At 44.6% G+C, this 17155-nt stretch carries 13 protein-coding genes; 4 read left to right on the top strand and 9 right to left on the bottom strand.

The genetic code is table 11. The features are described 5' to 3' along the window. Positions 1 to 155: 155 nt before the first annotated feature. The 3 genes from AB4323_RS21410 to AB4323_RS21400 all read right to left on the bottom strand — a co-directional run bounded on the left by AB4323_RS21410 (position 156) and on the right by AB4323_RS21400 (position 4444). Positions 156 to 1940, bottom strand: a complete 1785-nt coding sequence (locus AB4323_RS21410; protein WP_372100090.1) for an ABC transporter ATP-binding protein — start codon at positions 1938 to 1940, stop codon at positions 156 to 158. Continuing rightward, a complete protein-coding gene (locus AB4323_RS21405; RefSeq protein ID WP_102332038.1) occupies positions 1934 to 3697 on the bottom strand; it encodes an ABC transporter ATP-binding protein in 1764 nt (587 codons plus the stop codon). Before AB4323_RS21405 ends, AB4323_RS21410 begins: the two co-directional genes overlap by 7 nt. 228 nt (positions 3698 to 3925) lie before the next feature. Further along, on the bottom strand, positions 3926 to 4444 hold the full coding sequence (locus tag AB4323_RS21400; protein WP_017059522.1) for an NUDIX hydrolase: 519 nt from the start codon (positions 4442 to 4444) through the stop codon (positions 3926 to 3928). Between the two features lie 302 nt (positions 4445 to 4746). On the opposite strand from AB4323_RS21400, the gene AB4323_RS21395 reads away from it, so the two are divergent. Beyond that, positions 4747 to 5007: a DUF333 domain-containing protein gene (locus AB4323_RS21395; RefSeq protein ID WP_102332036.1), complete on the top strand. Its 261-nt coding sequence runs from the start codon at positions 4747 to 4749 to the stop codon at positions 5005 to 5007. A gap of 154 nt (positions 5008 to 5161) precedes the next feature. On the opposite strand, the gene AB4323_RS21390 is transcribed toward AB4323_RS21395, so the two are convergent. Next, on the bottom strand, positions 5162 to 6040 hold the full coding sequence (locus AB4323_RS21390) for a YdcF family protein (protein WP_229647725.1): 879 nt from the start codon (positions 6038 to 6040) through the stop codon (positions 5162 to 5164). A gap of 356 nt (positions 6041 to 6396) precedes the next feature. On the opposite strand from AB4323_RS21390, the gene AB4323_RS21385 reads away from it, so the two are divergent. The 3 genes from AB4323_RS21385 (at position 6397) to AB4323_RS21375 (ending at position 10644) form a co-directional block, all read left to right on the top strand. Beyond that, positions 6397 to 7767, top strand: a complete 1371-nt coding sequence (locus tag AB4323_RS21385; protein ID WP_102393582.1) for an L-serine ammonia-lyase — start codon at positions 6397 to 6399, stop codon at positions 7765 to 7767. 415 nt (positions 7768 to 8182) lie between these two features. Continuing rightward, positions 8183 to 9661, top strand: a complete 1479-nt coding sequence (locus tag AB4323_RS21380; protein WP_069601584.1) for a peptide MFS transporter — start codon at positions 8183 to 8185, stop codon at positions 9659 to 9661. A 200-nt stretch (positions 9662 to 9861) separates the two neighbouring features. Next, positions 9862 to 10644, top strand: a complete 783-nt coding sequence (locus AB4323_RS21375; RefSeq protein ID WP_372058051.1) for a siderophore-interacting protein — start codon at positions 9862 to 9864, stop codon at positions 10642 to 10644. Positions 10645 to 10778: 134 nt separating this feature from the next. On the opposite strand, the gene AB4323_RS21370 is transcribed toward AB4323_RS21375, so the two are convergent. The 5 genes from AB4323_RS21370 to AB4323_RS21350 form a co-directional block, all read right to left on the bottom strand. Next, the gene (locus AB4323_RS21370; RefSeq protein WP_372107163.1) at positions 10779 to 11681 is read right to left on the bottom strand and encodes a multidrug transporter; all 903 of its coding nucleotides are present in this window, start codon (positions 11679 to 11681) and stop codon (positions 10779 to 10781) included. Between the two features lie 136 nt (positions 11682 to 11817). Continuing rightward, positions 11818 to 12522, bottom strand: coding sequence for a phosphonate utilization transcriptional regulator PhnR (phnR, locus tag AB4323_RS21365; protein ID WP_029235340.1), 705 nt, complete (start codon positions 12520 to 12522; stop codon positions 11818 to 11820). A 67-nt stretch (positions 12523 to 12589) separates the two neighbouring features. Further along, positions 12590 to 14299 (bottom strand): putative 2-aminoethylphosphonate ABC transporter permease subunit, encoded by a 1710-nt coding sequence (locus AB4323_RS21360; RefSeq protein ID WP_372058053.1) that lies wholly within the window; start codon positions 14297 to 14299, stop codon positions 12590 to 12592. 21 nt (positions 14300 to 14320) lie between these two features. Beyond that, positions 14321 to 15430: a putative 2-aminoethylphosphonate ABC transporter ATP-binding protein gene (locus AB4323_RS21355; protein ID WP_017067332.1), complete on the bottom strand. Its 1110-nt coding sequence runs from the start codon at positions 15428 to 15430 to the stop codon at positions 14321 to 14323. 227 nt (positions 15431 to 15657) lie between these two features. Then, positions 15658 to 17079 (bottom strand): FAD-dependent oxidoreductase, encoded by a 1422-nt coding sequence (locus AB4323_RS21350; protein WP_372058054.1) that lies wholly within the window; start codon positions 17077 to 17079, stop codon positions 15658 to 15660. Positions 17080 to 17155 lie beyond the last annotated feature (76 nt).

The raw sequence follows: 17155 nt of genomic DNA, 5'->3' as shown, positions 1-17155 counted from the left end.
CCCTTTAGTAGTAGGGAGATCATAACATATTAATAATCGTAAAATATGTTTTATTTTCCCTAAGCTACTGGGAATACTAGAAAAGAATAGAAATTGGTGAAACATAAGCAACACCAATTCATAGTATCGATAACGGTAAACCTGATTTGAGGTGATCAGGCAACCGTTACTTGAGAATCGCCCGTTTCTACAATCGATTCTTGTAACAAGCCAGCATAAATACCATTGTGTGCCACCAGCTGTTGATGATTACCTTGCTCAACAATTTCACCCTTTTCCAACACCAAAATCGTATCTGAGTGACGAACGGTACTCAAACGGTGTGCAATCGCAATCACGGTTTTTTCCTTGAAAAGGCGCTGCATTGCTTTTTGAATCAGGTCTTCAGTGATTGAATCTACCGAACTGGTCGCCTCATCAAGCATCATCAATTGACCACCCTGTGCAACCGCTCGAGCGAACGAGATAAGCTGCGTTTGCCCTACAGACAAGTTAGAGCCGTTCTTTTCCAAGTGGAAGTCATAACCTTGTGGCAATTGTTCAATAAACTTATCGGCATAAACATAGCGCGCCGCCTGTTCAACCTCAGTTCTAGATAGATGCGTTTTGCCCAGCGCGATATTGAATTGGATGGTCTCTTCAAATAAGTGCACGTCTTGCATCATCATTGAGAACAAATGAGCAGAGTCTTCACTTGAGATCTGTGACAGCTCTATTCCATTCAACAAAATGCTGCCTTCATAGTCTTGGTAGGCTTTAGAGATCAGACGCAGAATCGTCGACTTGCCCGAGCCCGTCGAACCCACAAGCGCGATTTGATGCCCTTTCTCCAATACAAACGAGACATTCTTTAGAACGTAGGGAGAGTCGTCTTTGTAGCGGAAGCTTACGTTCTTAAACTCTAGGCTCACAAACTGTTCAAGCTGCTTCTCAACCTTGTTAGATGACAACAGGTTGCGCCCTTCTTCTTCAGTCGGCTCAACAAACAGCTCTTCAATATGGTCAAACGCTGCAAATGAACTCTGAATCGAAGCGATCTGCGAAGTAAAGTCACGAATCGGAACAAACACTTTCTCTAAGGTGTTGATGAACGCAATCAGCACACCCAAGGTGAGCGCCCCTTCTAACACTTGCTCAGAGCCATACCAGATCATAATCGCGATAGTGATGGAGGTGATGCCAGAGATAAACGAGAACAAAATCGCATCGTATTTATTGATCTTCTTCTGCGCTCTTAAAAACTCATCGGTATAGCCTTGGTAGCGTTGCTCGACTTGCTCTTCCGCTCGGTACATCTGAACGGTTTTCATGCCAAATAAGACTTCTTGTAAAAAGCCAATACCGCGAGCGAGAGAAGAACGAGTCACCTTATAGAGAGCACGAAGTCGGTTTCTCACATACACCGTCAAATACATCACTGGCGGCATAATGATCAATACAATCATCGTTAACTGCCAATCAATGAAGAACATCATCACCAACAGAGCAATGGTATTGATGCTGTCTTTAACTAGCCCGACAACCGACTGAACAAACGTCTCGCCGATGGTTTCCAAATCACTGGTTAATCGTGAAAGCGTTACGCCAATCGGTGTGTTATCAAAATAGCTGCGTGGCAGTTTGAGCACGCGAGCAAACAACACTGAGCGCATGTCAGTTATCGTGTATTGCCCAGTTTTACGAAGGTTGTACGAATAGGTGGTATCCACCACATAACTCGCCACCAGCACGGCAACGAGATAGAAGACGTATTCGAGCAGACCATCCATATCCCCATGACTCAGGTGAACATCGATCACTTGAATGATCAGCCAAGGGAACAACAAGCTCGTGATGACAGAAAGAGGAAGCATAGCGATGCCCAGAATCGCAGAGCCTTTGTATTTCTTAGCAAACTTAAAAAAGTGCTTGAGGTATTTGAGATCAACACCTTTTAACATGCTGCTGCCTCCGTTTCATTCTGCTGTAGTTGCCATGTATCGTAATAGTAATCACAGGTTTTCAATAACGTGGCGTGGTCGCCCTTCGCGATCACTTTACCTTCGTTCAACACGATGACTTCATCCATATATTCAAGGGCATTAACGCGGTGTGAAACCACAAGAACCGATTGATTTTCCAAACGTTTAAACAAACCTTCCAAGATCTTACGTTCTGTTTCATAGTCGACAGCCGATAGAACGTTATCCATGATGATCAGGTCGGTGGGTTGCAATAAAGCACGCGCAATACTTAAGCGCTGCTTCTGACCACCTGACAACATGATCCCTTTCTCACCGACTAAGGTTTGATCGCCGTGTTCAAAACGTGTCACATCACTAGCCAACTGGCTGAGCTCTAGCACTTCATCAACCTGACTCTTTGCCAAATCGGTATCTAGGCTACCAAAGCGGATATTGTCTTCGACGGTTGCTGAAAACAGGTAAGGGTCTTGAGTCACGGTTTTCACGTAACGGCGTAAGTCACTGCGTGAGAAGCTAGTGACATCTCTTTCACCAAGGAAAACAGAACCTTGTGGTACATCCAAGTGGTGGTTTAAGCAGTTCACTAATGTCGTTTTACCCGCTCCGATCCCGCCTAACACACCCACTTTCTTACCTGTTGGAATATCAAAGCTGATGTCATCGAGAATCACGCGTTCTTCACCTGAATAGCTGAAGCTGAGGTTGCGAACAGAAAACGTTTTTCCCTTCAGTGATTCAACATCTAGTTCAGTCAGCTTATCTTCATCAAGCTCCGGGACTTTGGCATTAAGAATGGTTTGTGCACTTTGAATACCTACCATGCCACGCTGATAAATGGTCGCGATTCTGCCAAGTTGCATCAATGGCATAGCGAGCAAAACCGAGTAAGTCAGAAAGGCGGTAATCTCACCAAGTGTGAGTTCCTGTCTCATTAACATGTAGCCACCAAGCCCAAGAATGATGATTTTCATCAGGTCATTGGCGTAGTCGAGTACCGGCATAAAGAAGACTTGAATGCGTGTAATTTTAAGGCGGCATTCAAGCAATAACTGGTTCAGCTTTTCAGTTTCGGCTTTCACCCAAGGTGACATCTGCTGGCTCTTAATGAGATCAATCCCAGACAGGTAACTCATTAGCTGAGCAGACAGGTTTTGTAGACGCTTCATGTGCTCTAAATGCAGTATTTTCATACGCTTGAAGCCCACACGGAAAATCACAAAAGCGATTGAGATAGGAATGATCGAATAAAGCGTTAATTCTGGTGAGATACGCCACATGTAAAGAGGCGTCAACGACAACGCAAGCAAGGCATTGAAGAACTGCAAGAAGCCGACACCAAACAGCAGTCGAATGCCACTAAGGTCATTGTTGATAATCGAGATCAGTCGACCCGAAGCAAAGCGTTCGTGAAAGCTGCTCGGTAAGCGATTCAACTTTTGTAGAAGTGTACTTTTAAGTGCGGCCTCTGTAATTCGCCCCGGATTAAGCGCATAGATACGAGACAGAATTCTCACCACCACCATGGCAACCGACATCCCGACCACAATCCAAACATAGGTTTGAAGCTGTTGGTGGCCAGTTGAAGAGGCATCATCAATCAAATCTATCGCCAATTGGATATAGCGAGGGATCTCTACTTGTAACCAGTTGACGAGAAAGATGAACACAATCGCCAATAAGTACGAGGTGCGATTCATGCGCAGATAATGGGCAATAAACTGTCTTTTATTCATAGTATTCTTTGTTTAGGGCAGGCTCACAGCGAGATTTAACGATATAACCGGGCAGTTAAGCTAGATAGGTTCATCGCTGAGGTAAAGATACATCAAAAACACTTAGTTGACAATATCAACCATATTCAATAATTAGTTTCGGGTATTAAGTTTTAGCATTGCTAGAAACAACTTTGCCGCCAAAAGTGGCGGCAAATAAATAGCTTAGCAGGCTAGTATTGATAACGGCTAAAGCATCTCTTTGGCAATCAAATGCAGCAAAAAGGTTTCACGTTCAATACTCATGCCCTTCTTAGGGCTCTCTGCCATGGTCTTTTCGTTATGAGCGATCGCTTCATGGATATTCATCCACACCGGTTTCATCCCATTTTTCACTTCATAATCTTCGTAAGCCGTTTCACCAAGCTCACGATCGATCTTGCATGAGTAGCAGTAAGAAATCATGTGCATCATGTCTGCATCATCTTTGTACCAAGGACGAAACTCTTCAAAAATGCCGAACGGCTTGATGCTATGGATATTCTTCGCGCCAGTCTCTTCTTCGAGTTCACGAACCATACCTGCGATCACATCTTCCCCTTCATCCAAACCACCACCAGGAATGGTGTAGTCGTGATAACGCTCTGTATACAGCATCAGAATGTCTTCACCATCTAACACAATGGCACGGGCAGCGTTGCGCTTATAGACCGTTTTATTGTCTAGATGGTCGATATCAGGATGGATGGTTGTTTTTAGGTGTCTCATGATTCTGACTGCTCTACTGAATTTGGCGGCATCATATCATAATCATCAATAGATTCGAGGTTCACAACCGCTAACCAGAACGGAGCGGACGGGGATATTCCTACGGTAACTTGAATCCACTTAGCTTGATCTAACACTCAAAAAGTCGTTAAACATGAAGAAATATCAACCTATTTCAATATCTTGACCAAATTAGGACAACCTTTTCTGAAATCTAAAATATACTAATTTCATAGAGCTTCTCATTTGGTTCTGTAGAACTTAACGCATTCGATTATAGAGTTATCACGTAGGAGATAGACATGAAGAAAATTGGTTTGATGGCTGTATGTGCCGTTGTATTAGGCGGTTGTGCAAACGACTATGCAGAATATAGCGAGGGCCAACGTGTTTCAGTCGCTAACCCAGCAGCGGTTTATTGTGTTCAACAGGACGGTGAATTAGACACGGTTACTGAAAACAATCAGCGTACAACTTACTGTGTATTCGATGACGGTGAACGCATTGAGCAGTGGGAATACTACCGCAACCACCACGAGCAAGATTCAGAAACCCAAAGTTAATCACTGTAATACAACACATGAGCCTTTTGGCCAATGTGACGGGCGGTGATTACGTTCGCGTGAGCAGAAGAAGGCACAAAGCTTCGAGCTTACTGTCTGATTGCCTTTGCGAGTTTAAAGGCCGTTATTGGCATCACGAGAAAGAAATAATCACCTATCGCCACCAGCGATGTGTGAGATCCGATTCCGGATCTAAATAACGGTTCAATAAAGTCAGGTTAGTATCTAGTAGAGCTAGGTATTCCCTGACTTTTTTTACATCGGTACCCACTGAAGTCTGCTGGATACAGCGCTCCAATGCTGGGAGTAAACTCTCCACAATGTCAAAGTCAGATGAACGTCCAACGAGCTCTTTGGCAGTGATCAATGCTTCCAAAGACAGTCTTTCTGGCTCTCGTCTAACCAACTCTAAATCTCGCTTAAATGCGCCCGCACAAACACCTTCAAGATAAACTCGGTAGGTCGTCAGTACGTCCATCAACAGAAACAATTGCCCCTGAGCACTTTGATGTGGGTATGGCACCGCAACATGAGCCTCCAACCTGCGATCTATTTGCTGCTCTACCCCAAGTGCGGAACACTTCTCGATGAGAACTTTAAGCAAACCTTGCTCGCCCATGAGCGATTGAATCTCGAATATACGTTGTAAATGGTAGTCATTCGAAACGAATGTCACTTGCACACTTTGCCCGCGAGTAAACAGCCCGCTTGCAATCAACTCTGAGGCCAAGTTCTGTATGTTCTCGACAGTGTTGGTCGAGTGCTGCTCGAGCAAAATCGCCCCTAAAGAAAACGGATGTTCACGCTGCTTTTCAAGCTTTCTAAAGTACTGGTGCATCGCGTCGGCTTCAGACAGTGTTTGCCCTTTTGTTAGCCCACCACAAAATGCTACCGCAGTTTGCTGATTCGACTCTTCTACCAAAGGCTCCGCCAGATACTCAACCAAAGCATCAACTCGACTGATTCCTTCATCAGTCAATTTATTCTCATTAAGTCGCTTACCCAGCACAATAAGGAGGTGATTAATGCTCATTTTATGTTCAAGTCTCGTTTTGGGGATTAGATGGAGTGAATTATGTATACAATACTTGTTAACAAAAGTATTTTGAAATTCTTATATGTTGCTCGCAATAATGCTCACTATTGATAGCGACATCTTAGGTAATACAAGAATAAACGTGTCGCTTTACAGCAAACATAGCACGCTCTTGTATTTCATCGCTCTATGCTTGTTAGCACTAGTCGATAAAAGAGCCCTTTCAATCAATGAATACGCTCTATCGCATAACTGTTTCACCCACAGAACAGGTTCACTCAAAGAAGTGCAACTAACCAAATACAAATTTTACACAGAGTTCGTCCATCGAACCGTCTTCACAGGAAGTTACTATGCTGTCTATTTTTGATATCTACAAAATTGGGGTTGGACCATCCAGCTCCCACACAAATGGACCAATGATCGCTGGGTTTAACTTTACCCAAAAAATTGATGCTCAGCTTAAGCAAGTGAAGCGTATTCAAATCGACTTATACGGCTCGTTATCATTGACGGGTATTGGTCACCACACAGACAGAGCGACCTTGTTAGGTTTGCTAGGTAACCGCCCCGACACCATTAAAATCACCAGTGCTAACCAAGCAATGCGTAAGGCGATTGAAGATAAATCTCTATTGGTTAGCGGTAACCATGAAATTTATTTCGATGTAGAAAGCGATCTGCTCTTCCACAAAACTAACCTTCCGTTGCATGAAAATGGCATGACTATCTCTGCCTTTGACGAAAGCGGCAGCCTTCTGGATATGGAAACCTACTACTCGATTGGTGGTGGCTTTATCGCAACCGCTGATGAGCTACAAAACGGCAAACAGGAAGCAGAAACACAAGTTGAGTTCCCTTTCTCTTCCGCTGATCAGTTACTTGAACTATCCGAACAACAAGGACTGAGCCTTGGTGGCTTAATTCTACGTAACGAAGTTTCATTCCAAGGTATGGATGTGATTGACCGGAAAGCCGACCAAATTTGGAAGGTGATGTCTCTGTGTATGCAGCGTGGCTTTGACACAGAAGGCATCCTTGATGGCGGCCTAGAAGTCACTCGTCGAGCACCTGCTCTGCTTAAAAAGCTTGAAGCGAATGCCTCGATTGAAAACGATCCAATGGAGATCATGGATTGGATTAACCTATTTGCCTTTGCCGTGAGTGAAGAGAATGCAGCGGGCGGTCAGGTCGTGACATCACCGACCAACGGTGCGGCTGGGGTTATACCTGCGGTATTGATGTACTACCATCGTTTCATCAAGGAGCTAGACACCAAGCAGCTTAAAGACTTCTTGGCAGTCTCTGGCGCAATCGGCATCTTATACAAAACCAACGCTTCGATTTCTGGCGCAGAGGTAGGTTGTCAGGGTGAAGTCGGCGTTTCTTCATCAATGGCCGCAGCAGGCCTAACTGCCCTACGTGGTGGTAGCAACGAACAGATTTGTATTGCCGCTGAGATCGCGATGGAACACTCACTGGGCATGACATGCGATCCGATCGGTGGCCTTGTTCAGGTGCCATGTATCGAACGTAACGCAATGGGTGCAATGAAAGCCATCAATGCATCGCGCATGGCGTTGAAACGTACCAGCAAGTGTCTTATCTCGTTAGACAAGGTTATCGAGACCATGTATCAAACAGGTAAAGACATGAACAAGAAGTACCGTGAAACTTCTCTAGGCGGCCTAGCCGTGATCCACATGGCACCACCTTGTGAATAAAAGACAGGAACACGAGTGGAGAAAGCCTCTATAGAGACAGCATGCTTGTAAACTTAGTTTTCAATATCTCAACAAAGCCAGCCACCAAGCTGGCTTTTTTATTGGCTAAAGCCCAACAGCTAATTGAAAGTGATACTCACTCAAAATAACTTACAGAATGACTACCTCTAACTTTCCCTTTATTAGTTCATTACTTAGCCACAAATGATGATGGCTAAATTTCATACCGCCATGCATCCACTTGCAAAATCTAACGTTGCAAATCTCATTCATGAGAAATATGAATGCACTCATAAGAAAAGATATATCGAGTATAGTTCTGTTTGGGACAGATGTTTCAGTTTATGTATTACTACTAATGATATTATAATCGGGTAATTACACTACATATTAATACAAACGTGAGAATAAAATAATGTGGAATAGATTAAACAAATCAATGATGTTCTGCCAAATGATGTTCGGACTTTCGTTCTATGGCGTCATGGTGATCTTGACTCGTTTCTTCCTTGAAGATCTGAACTACAATGAAGCCGACACCATGATGGTTGTTGGTGCTTTCTCTGCAATCGGACCGCTATTTGCTATCGCAGGTGGCTTTATCGCCGACAAGTTTTTAGGCGCTTACCGATCTTTAACCATTGCCTTCCTAGGGTTCGCAAGTGGTTACGTTCTACTGGTACTTGGTGCAGCAGCAACCAATGTTCCGATGGCATTATGTGGTATTGCGTTAGCAAGTTATGCACGTGGTTTGATGTCCCCTTCTTACCCAAGTCTTTACAAACGCACGTTCAAAACTCAAGAAGATTTTGAGAACTGCTACCCAATCAACTACTCAGTAAACAATATTGGTGCTCTGTTAGGCCAATACCTGTTCCCAATGCTAGTACTTGTTGTTGGTTTCCACGGTGGTTTCCTTCTTTCAGCGGTTCTAGCCGGTGCTGCGCTTCTGATGATGATCTTTGTTCGCAAAGGCCTTGTTGAAGCAAGTGCTGAAATCGACCAAAAACCAGTAAGCACTAAAAACTGGGCAGCGTTCCTTGGTCTTTCTGCCGCTATGATTGGCTTGGTATTCTTCATGTTCTCGAACATGGATATTGGCCAAAACATCGTATACGCAATTGGCGGTGCAGCAATCGTCTACTTTGTTTCTTTGATGTTGAAATCGAAGAAATCAGACATGCTGAAAATGGGCACTATTTTAATCATCACATTCCTGACGACATGTTTCTTCGTGTACTACGGTCAGATGATGACTTCGATGACAATGGTAGCGATCAACACAATGCGTGGCGATCTATTTGGTTTTATCCCTGTTGCACCTGAAGCTTCAATGGCAATGAACCCACTATGGTGTATGGTTGCTGGTCCTATCATCGCGGGTATCTTCTCTAGCCTAGAAAAGAAAAACATTAACTTCTCAACTGCAACCAAAGTCGGTTTCTCTTTCATCCTTACGGCTATCGCTTTCGGTATCCTTACGATGGCAGTAACGACAGTGGGTGACGATGTTCTGATCCGCCCAGAAGTCTTCCTAGCGATTCACTTCTTCCTAGCATTCGGTGAAGTGATTGTAGGTTCAATGGTTGTAGCCTTCATCCTGTCTGTTGCACCTAAGCACATTGAAAACTTCTCAGTAAGCTTGTTCTCTGTTGCTATCGCACTATCAGGCATTGTTGGCGCGGTATTCTCAACGTCTATTGCACTAGAGAAAGGTCAAGAGATCACACAAGAGATCGTGCAAACGGTTTACGGTGATTACTTCCAAATGCTGACTGTTCTTGCCGTCGTGATGGTAGGTATCGCAATGGCAGCATCGTTCATTATTCGTAAGATGCTAGAAGCTGCGAAAGCCGCTGAAGAAACGATTGAACTAGAGCAAGCAAACAGCTAATTCTGTTCGCTGAGTCAAACCAATCCTAAGAGCCCTTTAGTTTTCTAAAGGGCTCTTTTTTGTAGGATCCGTTTCTCAATAGGATCTGTCGTATAAGTTAGGTAGTACATGTGTAAACAAAAGTAAATGATAACTATTAGTATTGAGTGTTTTTTAGTTCAGGATTATGATGTGGAAATCCAAATCTAAGAGAGCCTTATATGAGCAAGCCTAGCCCTATCACATTAACCGTTACTCAAACCTCAACAATTACTCCAAACATGCAGCGCATAACGCTTAGCGGTGAGGGATTAAGTAAATACCCAACAGAATGTGCCGGCGGCTACATCAAGCTTTTATTCTCGCCACTTGGCACGACTGATTTAAGCCAGCTAAACGAAGGTGAGCGCCCAACCATGCGTACCTACACCATTCATCAGTACAATCCTGTAGAGCAGTGGATTGAAGTCGATTTCGTTCGTCACATCACTAAAGATTTGCAGTGTGGCTTTGCTGCAAGGTGGGCAATGAACGCGAAAGTGGGTGACACTATTTCAGTGGCTGGTCCTGGTTTAATTCAGGGGCTTAACCTAGAGTCAGACTGGTTCTTCTTAGTTGCAGACATGACGTCCCTACCTGCGCTTTCTGCAAAAGTAAAAACGCTCCCAGAAACAGCAACTGGTCACGCTATCATTCAGATCAACTCAGCAGCAGATAAGCAGGTACTTGAGACTCCTCAAGGTATCAAAGTAACCTGGTTGATTGAAGATGAAACCTCAGAGTCACTTTCACAAACCGTGCGCAACACAGAATGGTTAGAAGGTCAGGTTTCAATATGGACAGCGTGTGAATTTGAAAGCATGCGTGAGCTAAGACAATACTTCCGCAACGAAAAAGAAGTCGCGAAAGAGAACATCTACATCAGCAGCTACTGGAAACGTGGTGTCACTGAAGATGGCCACAAAGTGTTGAAACAGCAAGATGCTCAAGATTTAGCGGGGTAAGTCTTTTACTACCTACAGCTTCTTACTAGATAAAGAGAAAACGCCCTTAACGAAGTTTGTTTCGCTAAGGGCGTTTTTTCATTTAACTTAATAGAGATACCTATTCACAAATCCCCAATCACTCAGGCGATCTTTTAAGTCAATGAGATAACTAAGCCAGCAATAATTAGAGATACGCCTACACCGCGAGTCGCGTGCCACTTTTCCTTTAAAAAGTAGATCCCCATCACTACGCCGAAAATGATACTCACTTGCCTAAGAGCAACAACCAAGCTGACATTTTCAGTCATGGTCATCGCAAACAGCACTAAGCCATAGGTCGAAGCCATCATGATACCGGCCACTGTGGCTTTCTTACGTAGTATCCACGCATTAGTAAACTCGATTCTTTGGTTGGTTACGAATAACCAAACACTCAGCGGAATCACAATCGCCCAAAACTGAATGCCTAGGTAGAAAATCGCGGTGTGCTTGTTAGTTATAACTGGTGTGCTCAAAGGATCGAGTAACAGAAGCGCTTCTTTATCAATGATGGAATAGCCCGTGGTACCAATGGCCGCGATTAACGCCCACAGTACGCCAAGGTTGAGATACGCTTTTAACCTAAGATCTGAAAACTTCTTAAGTGGTACAAACAAACAACCCAAGGTAATCAAGGTGAAGCCAAACCATTGATTAGGTGACAGCTCATAGCCTATCAACACCGTGCCTAAACCCACCATCAACACGGGCAGCGCTCGTGCCATCGGGTAAATCACCCCAATATCGGCCTGCTTGTAGGCTACACCTAAGCCGATTAAATAGATGATTTGGCAAATACCACTTAAAAGAAGTAGCTTCCAGAATAAAAGCGTGATATCCACAAAGCCGACACTGTAAATGAACCAAATCAAATAGGGAGTCAATATCGCAGCAGCGGCAAAGCCAGAGGCTAAGAAGAAAGACGAGCCCGATCCTTGATTCGATTTACCTAGAACGTTCCAACCCGCGTGAAGCAAAGCCGAAATAGTCACGATGACGATGGCAGAGAATTCCATTTCATTCCTAAATTATAGATGAATTAGCACAACGGCTGACAACAGGTGATAAAAAGGCCTCCGAATAAGAGACCTTTGAACTTTTCAATTGGGCAATCCTGCATAATTGCAGATATGCTAACGTTCTAACGTATGACTAGCGCTCTAGCTGCGCGATTGACTCAATACTGATCGCGTCATGACGCCAATACTCAATATCACAGTCAATCAGATCGCCGTTTTGATTGTAGTTAACACGCTCAACAACCATTGCAGGTGAGCCAGAAGTCGCACGCAGGGCTTGCGCTGTCTCGCCAAGTAAAGACGTTGTGCTCACTCGGTAACGGATCTTCTGATACACCACACCAAAGTGTTCGCGGTAGATGTCCGTCAACGATTTAGACAAGTCATAATCAAGCAAGTTAGGGAACAACTCTGGTCGAATGTAGTTGGTCACATACACAACCGGCCTATCTTCAAGATAACGAACTCTGTCTACTCGATAAACGTCCGAGAAAGGTTGTAACTCAAGAAGCCGAGTCGCCTCCTTGGTTGCTAACATTCCTTTCGCCGCCACCAACTCAGTTTTCGGCTGTCGATTCTGCGATAGAGCCATATTGGTGAAGTTCAGCGTTTGTGTTGGATCGTAACGAAGCGGCTCGGGAGAGATAAACCAACCACGTCGGTCTTCTCGATAAATGCGCCCTTCCGCTTCAAGTGAAGACAAGGCTTCGCGTAAGGTAACTCGAGTCGTATCAAACGATTCAGCCAGCTTACGTTCCGCAGGCAGCTTCTGTCGTGGTGTTAACATCCCCGACTCTATCTGCTCTACGATGACATCTTTGATTTTTACGTACTGCACTTCATTTCCTTTCATTCTTGTTCTTGTCGTCAGCCACTCCTTGGCCAACTGCAATATAAGTGGTTCGCTAGCGTTTACGCCAAGCTTGGGTGCGCTTATCGAATAACTTGTTGATTAGCATATGAATCAACTTCGCACTCGCTGCAGATATCATGATCATCACCGCCATCGCTGCTGCTGCACCGGTTTGACCTGCATCGTCCATATTCAGTACTGATACTGACGCTGGAATCGTATTGGTAGAATACAAGAATACTACCGCAGATGTCGTGGTAAGTGCATTAATAAACAGGTATGTCGCAATATCTAAAATCGCCGGCAGACAAACAGGTAACGTCACCTTAAAGAACAGCTTGTATTGCGGTAAGTTTACCGAAGCCGCTGTTGCTTCAATTTCGGAAGGCAGTTGTTTCAATGCCGTTAACGCCGTCATGTGCCCTACCGTGTAGTAGTGAACCACGGTATTAATCACCAAGAACGCCATCGTGCCATACAAGAAGTTAAGTGGGTTACTCAAATCATTGAAGTAGAAGATATAACCCAAACCCAGCACCATACCCGGAACGGCCATCGGAACAACGCTGAGCATTTGCATCGCTTGACGAACAGGACCGAAGGCGCGACCTTTCTCAATGCAGTATGCACCTAAGAAAATCAGAACAGTACCAATAACCGCAGTCCAAGCACCAAGCGTTAAGGAGTTGAAGAATGGCGCCCAACCATAAGTACTCATTTCTGCGAAGTTGTAGTTGTTTAGCGTCAGCGCTTTGTTCCAAGGCCAGAAGGTGACCATCGAACCGTATATCGCCATGCCCAACACAATAACCACAGCAGCAGAGATGATGGTGCAATAAAGGAAACATAAGCCATCACGTAGTGAACTAGGTTCAGGTTGGTACGCGACAGAACGAGTATCAAACAAGCTCTTTTGTTTCTTTTGAACCCAGCGGTCAACGGTAAACGCAAGCAACGCAGGTAATAGCAGCAAGATACTGGTTACTGCACCCATAGAGAAGTTCTGTTGACCAACCACCTGCTTAAAGATGTCAGTCGATAACACGTTGTAGCTACCACCTATCACCTTTGGCACACCAAAGTCACAAACCACCAGCGTAAACACAACGATCAGGGTACTGATCAAGCCGTATTTTGCCGCAGGTAACGTCACCATAAAGAAAGTTTTTAACGATGAAGTATTGAGTGCACGTGCTGCCTCATAAAGGCGAGCGTCAGAGGTTCTTAATGAGGTGGTCAGAATCATCAAGGCGTGTGGAAACGTCCAAAATATCAAGCCCAGTGAGATACCAATCAAACCATAAACCGAGTTGCCCCCCAAGACTTCTTTAGCGATACCTTGGTTACCAAATAAGAAGATAAGACTGATTGCAGGAAGCAGTGACGGAGCAAGAATAGGCGCAGAACCCAGTACTTGAAAAAGCCCCTTAAAAGGCATGCATGAACGAGTTAGCGCATAGGCATAACCAAACGCCAAGACACCCACGACTACGGTCACTAGCAATCCAAGCGTGAAGGTATTGCCTACCGACTGCCACAGGCTTTGAGACGCAAAATACGTAGCGAAATTCTGTAAACCTACAAATTCACCGTCTGCGTTCTGAACACTCTTTTTCAACATTGCCCACAGTGGCATCAGGATAAACAACGTCATGACCACAGACAAAAAGGCCAACAGCCCAAATAGAATTACGTTGTCTTTGCTTAACCGAGCCAGAAAAGGTTGTACTCGTCGTTGAATTAGCAGCTTAGATTGCATCATTTGAGTCGATTCCATGATTGATTACGCCGCCTCGTCTTTCATCACTTGCAGGCTTTTCGATGAGTAAGCTCTAAGGCCTTCTTGATCAAACGCCACGTAACGAATATCACTGCGACGCAGCTTCAATCGGTTGAACTCTTTGACGGGTACATCAACGATGATCTCTTTCGCCGTTGAGTCATGTTGCAATTGACACTCAACACGATAAAACGCCCCTAAGAATTCGCTTGATACGATTCTCACTGGCAAGGATTCACTAAAACGATCAACAAACTGGATTTGCTCTGGACGAACGGCAATATCAAAAACATCACCCAGATTTGGCGTGAGATTATCTAAGCCAGGTAACGGCAGCATTGACTCAGCAATACGCATCTTGCCTTGAGCCGCAACAGAAGCTTGAATAAAGTTCATGCTACCAACAAACTCAGCCACAAAACGACTGACAGGTTTTTGGTAGATCTCTTGAGGAGCACCGACCTGCTCGATAACACCATGATTCATCACGACAATACGGTCTGCCATCGTTAACGCTTCATCTTGGTCGTGCGTCACCATAATAGTGGTGATACCCAATTTGCGTTGCAGTTGGCAGATCTCATCACGTAGGTGTGTTCTTACCTTCGCATCCAACGCAGAAAGCGGTTCATCGAGTAGCAACAAGCCTGGAGACAAGGCTAATGCGCGAGCCAGAGCAACACGCTGCTGCTGTCCACCAGATAGCTGATTTGGAAATTTCTGACCAGACGTTGGTAAGCCGATCGTCTCTAACCAAGACTCAACCGTCTCAAGGGCTTCTTTGGTCGACATGCCTTGGTTTTTCAGCCCAATCGCAATGTTTTCTTCCACAGTGAGGTTTGGAAACAAAGCGTAAGACTGGAACACGATGCCAAAGTCGCGCTTTTCTGGTGGCAAGAAGGTCGTATCATTACCGTTCTGCTCAATAGAACCTGACGTTGGTAAGTCTAGGCCTGCAATCGCACGTAATAAGGTGGTTTTTCCACAGCCAGATGGGCCAAGGAAGCAGACGAACTCGCCTTTATCTATCGATAGGGAGATGTCTTTTAACGCTGTAAATTGGCCAAATTGCTTTACAACGTTTTCAATATTCAAATAAGTTTGGTTGCTCATACTACAGCACTCTCTATATGGTATATACCAAATTTATACTGAGAATATTGCAGTTGAGTGACAAATTTATAGAAGCTAAATGACAGTTATATTGCAGATATAATAAGCATTAAAAATTGCTATTTGTTCAACATTGAAAGTTAGTTCAACGTTGAAAGCCCTCAGTGACTTGCCCATAAATCACTGAGAGCCTCAATGTAAACTTCTAATTTAAACGCTAGATTAATCTATGATTCAACCTTGTCGGCTTTGCCCGCCGCACCTGCGAGTTTGGATAACTGTTTATCTAGCCACAATGGCGTGCTACCCGAATCTTCCGCGTTCTCTTTTCTTCGTACCGCATCACGCACTATCATCGCACCTACCCAACGGAATGGCTCTGGCGGGAAGTGTCCTAATGGGCCTTTAGTTAAACCGCTTCGCGTCCAAGCATTGTCGATATCGAGTACCATTGCTGACAAAATCTTCCCGCCCATACGGGTTTGAGCAACGCCATTTCCAGAGTAACCAAGCCCATAATAGATGTTGCTTTGGCCTTTTAGATTACCGAAAAATGGCAATCCGGTGACCGAACGATCTGAGCCGCCAGACCAGTTGTAATCGAATTCACTTTGTTCCAATTTAGGGAACAATTTTTGGAACGATTGATTGAGAATCGGTAGGTAGCTAGTCGTTTGGTTGAACATGCTTTCAACCTGATTCGCAAACGAGAATTTATTGCCGCCTTTGCCCAACATGAGTCGTCCGTCCTGGGTATCTCGGTAATAGTGGACAAAGATACGCGAATCTACCACCGCTGCCCCTTTCTCTGGACCAAACTGCTTGAGCTTTTCAGGAATAGGCTTGGTCACCACCATATCGGAAGAGACAACCACTATGCTGCGTTTGAACTCTTTAAAGTGATCGAGCATCCACGCATTGAGCGCTAAGATCACTTTATCGGAAGTTATCGTCCCACCCTTAGTTTGGACGCGAACTGGTGAGCCGTAATCAAGAGAAGTCATTTCTGTATTTTCGTAAATTTCGACACCCAATTCGATCGCAACGCGGCGTAAGCCTCTCGCCAATAACGCTGGCTGCACACTACCCGCAGCTTCTGAGTAGTAACCCTCAATGTGGCGATCAGATCCCGCTTTATCAGCCAAAGAATTGTCGCACTTCTTCCAGCTATTGATACCCTGCTTAACCAGCTCATTAACAACAGGCTCCATTCCACCCTTTTGCGCTTCATTGGTCGCCGTGTAGTAAGTACCGCTTCGATATAGATGCGCGTCAATCTTGTGTTCGTTACAGAAGGCTTCAATCTCGTATATAACCTTTTCCGATTCCTTAACCAACCATTTCGCTTGTTCTTTTCCGTAGAGCTTTTTCAGCGTCGGATACTTAGTTGACCACGTCAGCATGCAACCGCCGTTCGCACCAGAAGCACCGCTACCACATAGACCTTTTTCAATCACGACAACATGCTTTTCGGGTTGCTGTTGTTTGATTAAAATCGCCGTCCATAAACCCGTATAGCCACCGCCAACAATGGCGATATCACAGTTGACGTCTTTTTGGAGCGACTTCGCCGAATCTAGCCCCTCATTGATGTTGCCAAACTCTTGTTCTAACGCTTGCTTGAACCAATATGAGTAGTGCTTTGTCATTTGTTGTACCTTACTTAAAACCTAAAGGCGTAAAACTAAAAAAGGAAGACCGAAGCCTTAATGCCGTTCACTTAAG

This window comes from Vibrio sp. 10N.261.52.C11 (assembly GCF_041471405.1).
Taxonomy (GTDB): domain Bacteria; phylum Pseudomonadota; class Gammaproteobacteria; order Enterobacterales; family Vibrionaceae; genus Vibrio; species Vibrio crassostreae_C.
This window is presented reverse-complemented; position numbering and strand designations above follow the sequence as displayed.

Excerpts from the sequence above, each read along its gene's own strand:
- AB4323_RS21405 (WP_102332038.1), bottom strand. The coding sequence starts at position 3,697 with ATGAATAAAAGACAGTTTATTGCCCATTATCTGCGCATGAATCGCACC.
- AB4323_RS21385 (WP_102393582.1), top strand. The coding sequence starts at position 6,397 with ATGCTGTCTATTTTTGATATCTACAAAATTGGGGTTGGACCATCCAGC.
- AB4323_RS21355 (WP_017067332.1), bottom strand. The coding sequence starts at position 15,430 with ATGAGCAACCAAACTTATTTGAATATTGAAAACGTTGTAAAGCAATTT.
- AB4323_RS21390 (WP_229647725.1), bottom strand. The coding sequence starts at position 6,040 with ATGAGCATTAATCACCTCCTTATTGTGCTGGGTAAGCGACTTAATGAG.
- AB4323_RS21410 (WP_372100090.1), bottom strand. The coding sequence starts at position 1,940 with ATGTTAAAAGGTGTTGATCTCAAATACCTCAAGCACTTTTTTAAGTTT.
- AB4323_RS21400 (WP_017059522.1), bottom strand. The coding sequence starts at position 4,444 with ATGAGACACCTAAAAACAACCATCCATCCTGATATCGACCATCTAGAC.
- AB4323_RS21350 (WP_372058054.1), bottom strand. The coding sequence starts at position 17,079 with ATGACAAAGCACTACTCATATTGGTTCAAGCAAGCGTTAGAACAAGAG.
- AB4323_RS21375 (WP_372058051.1), top strand. The coding sequence starts at position 9,862 with ATGAGCAAGCCTAGCCCTATCACATTAACCGTTACTCAAACCTCAACA.
- AB4323_RS21380 (WP_069601584.1), top strand. The coding sequence starts at position 8,183 with ATGTGGAATAGATTAAACAAATCAATGATGTTCTGCCAAATGATGTTC.
- AB4323_RS21395 (WP_102332036.1), top strand. The coding sequence starts at position 4,747 with ATGAAGAAAATTGGTTTGATGGCTGTATGTGCCGTTGTATTAGGCGGT.
- AB4323_RS21370 (WP_372107163.1), bottom strand. The coding sequence starts at position 11,681 with ATGGAATTCTCTGCCATCGTCATCGTGACTATTTCGGCTTTGCTTCAC.
- AB4323_RS21360 (WP_372058053.1), bottom strand. The coding sequence starts at position 14,299 with ATGATGCAATCTAAGCTGCTAATTCAACGACGAGTACAACCTTTTCTG.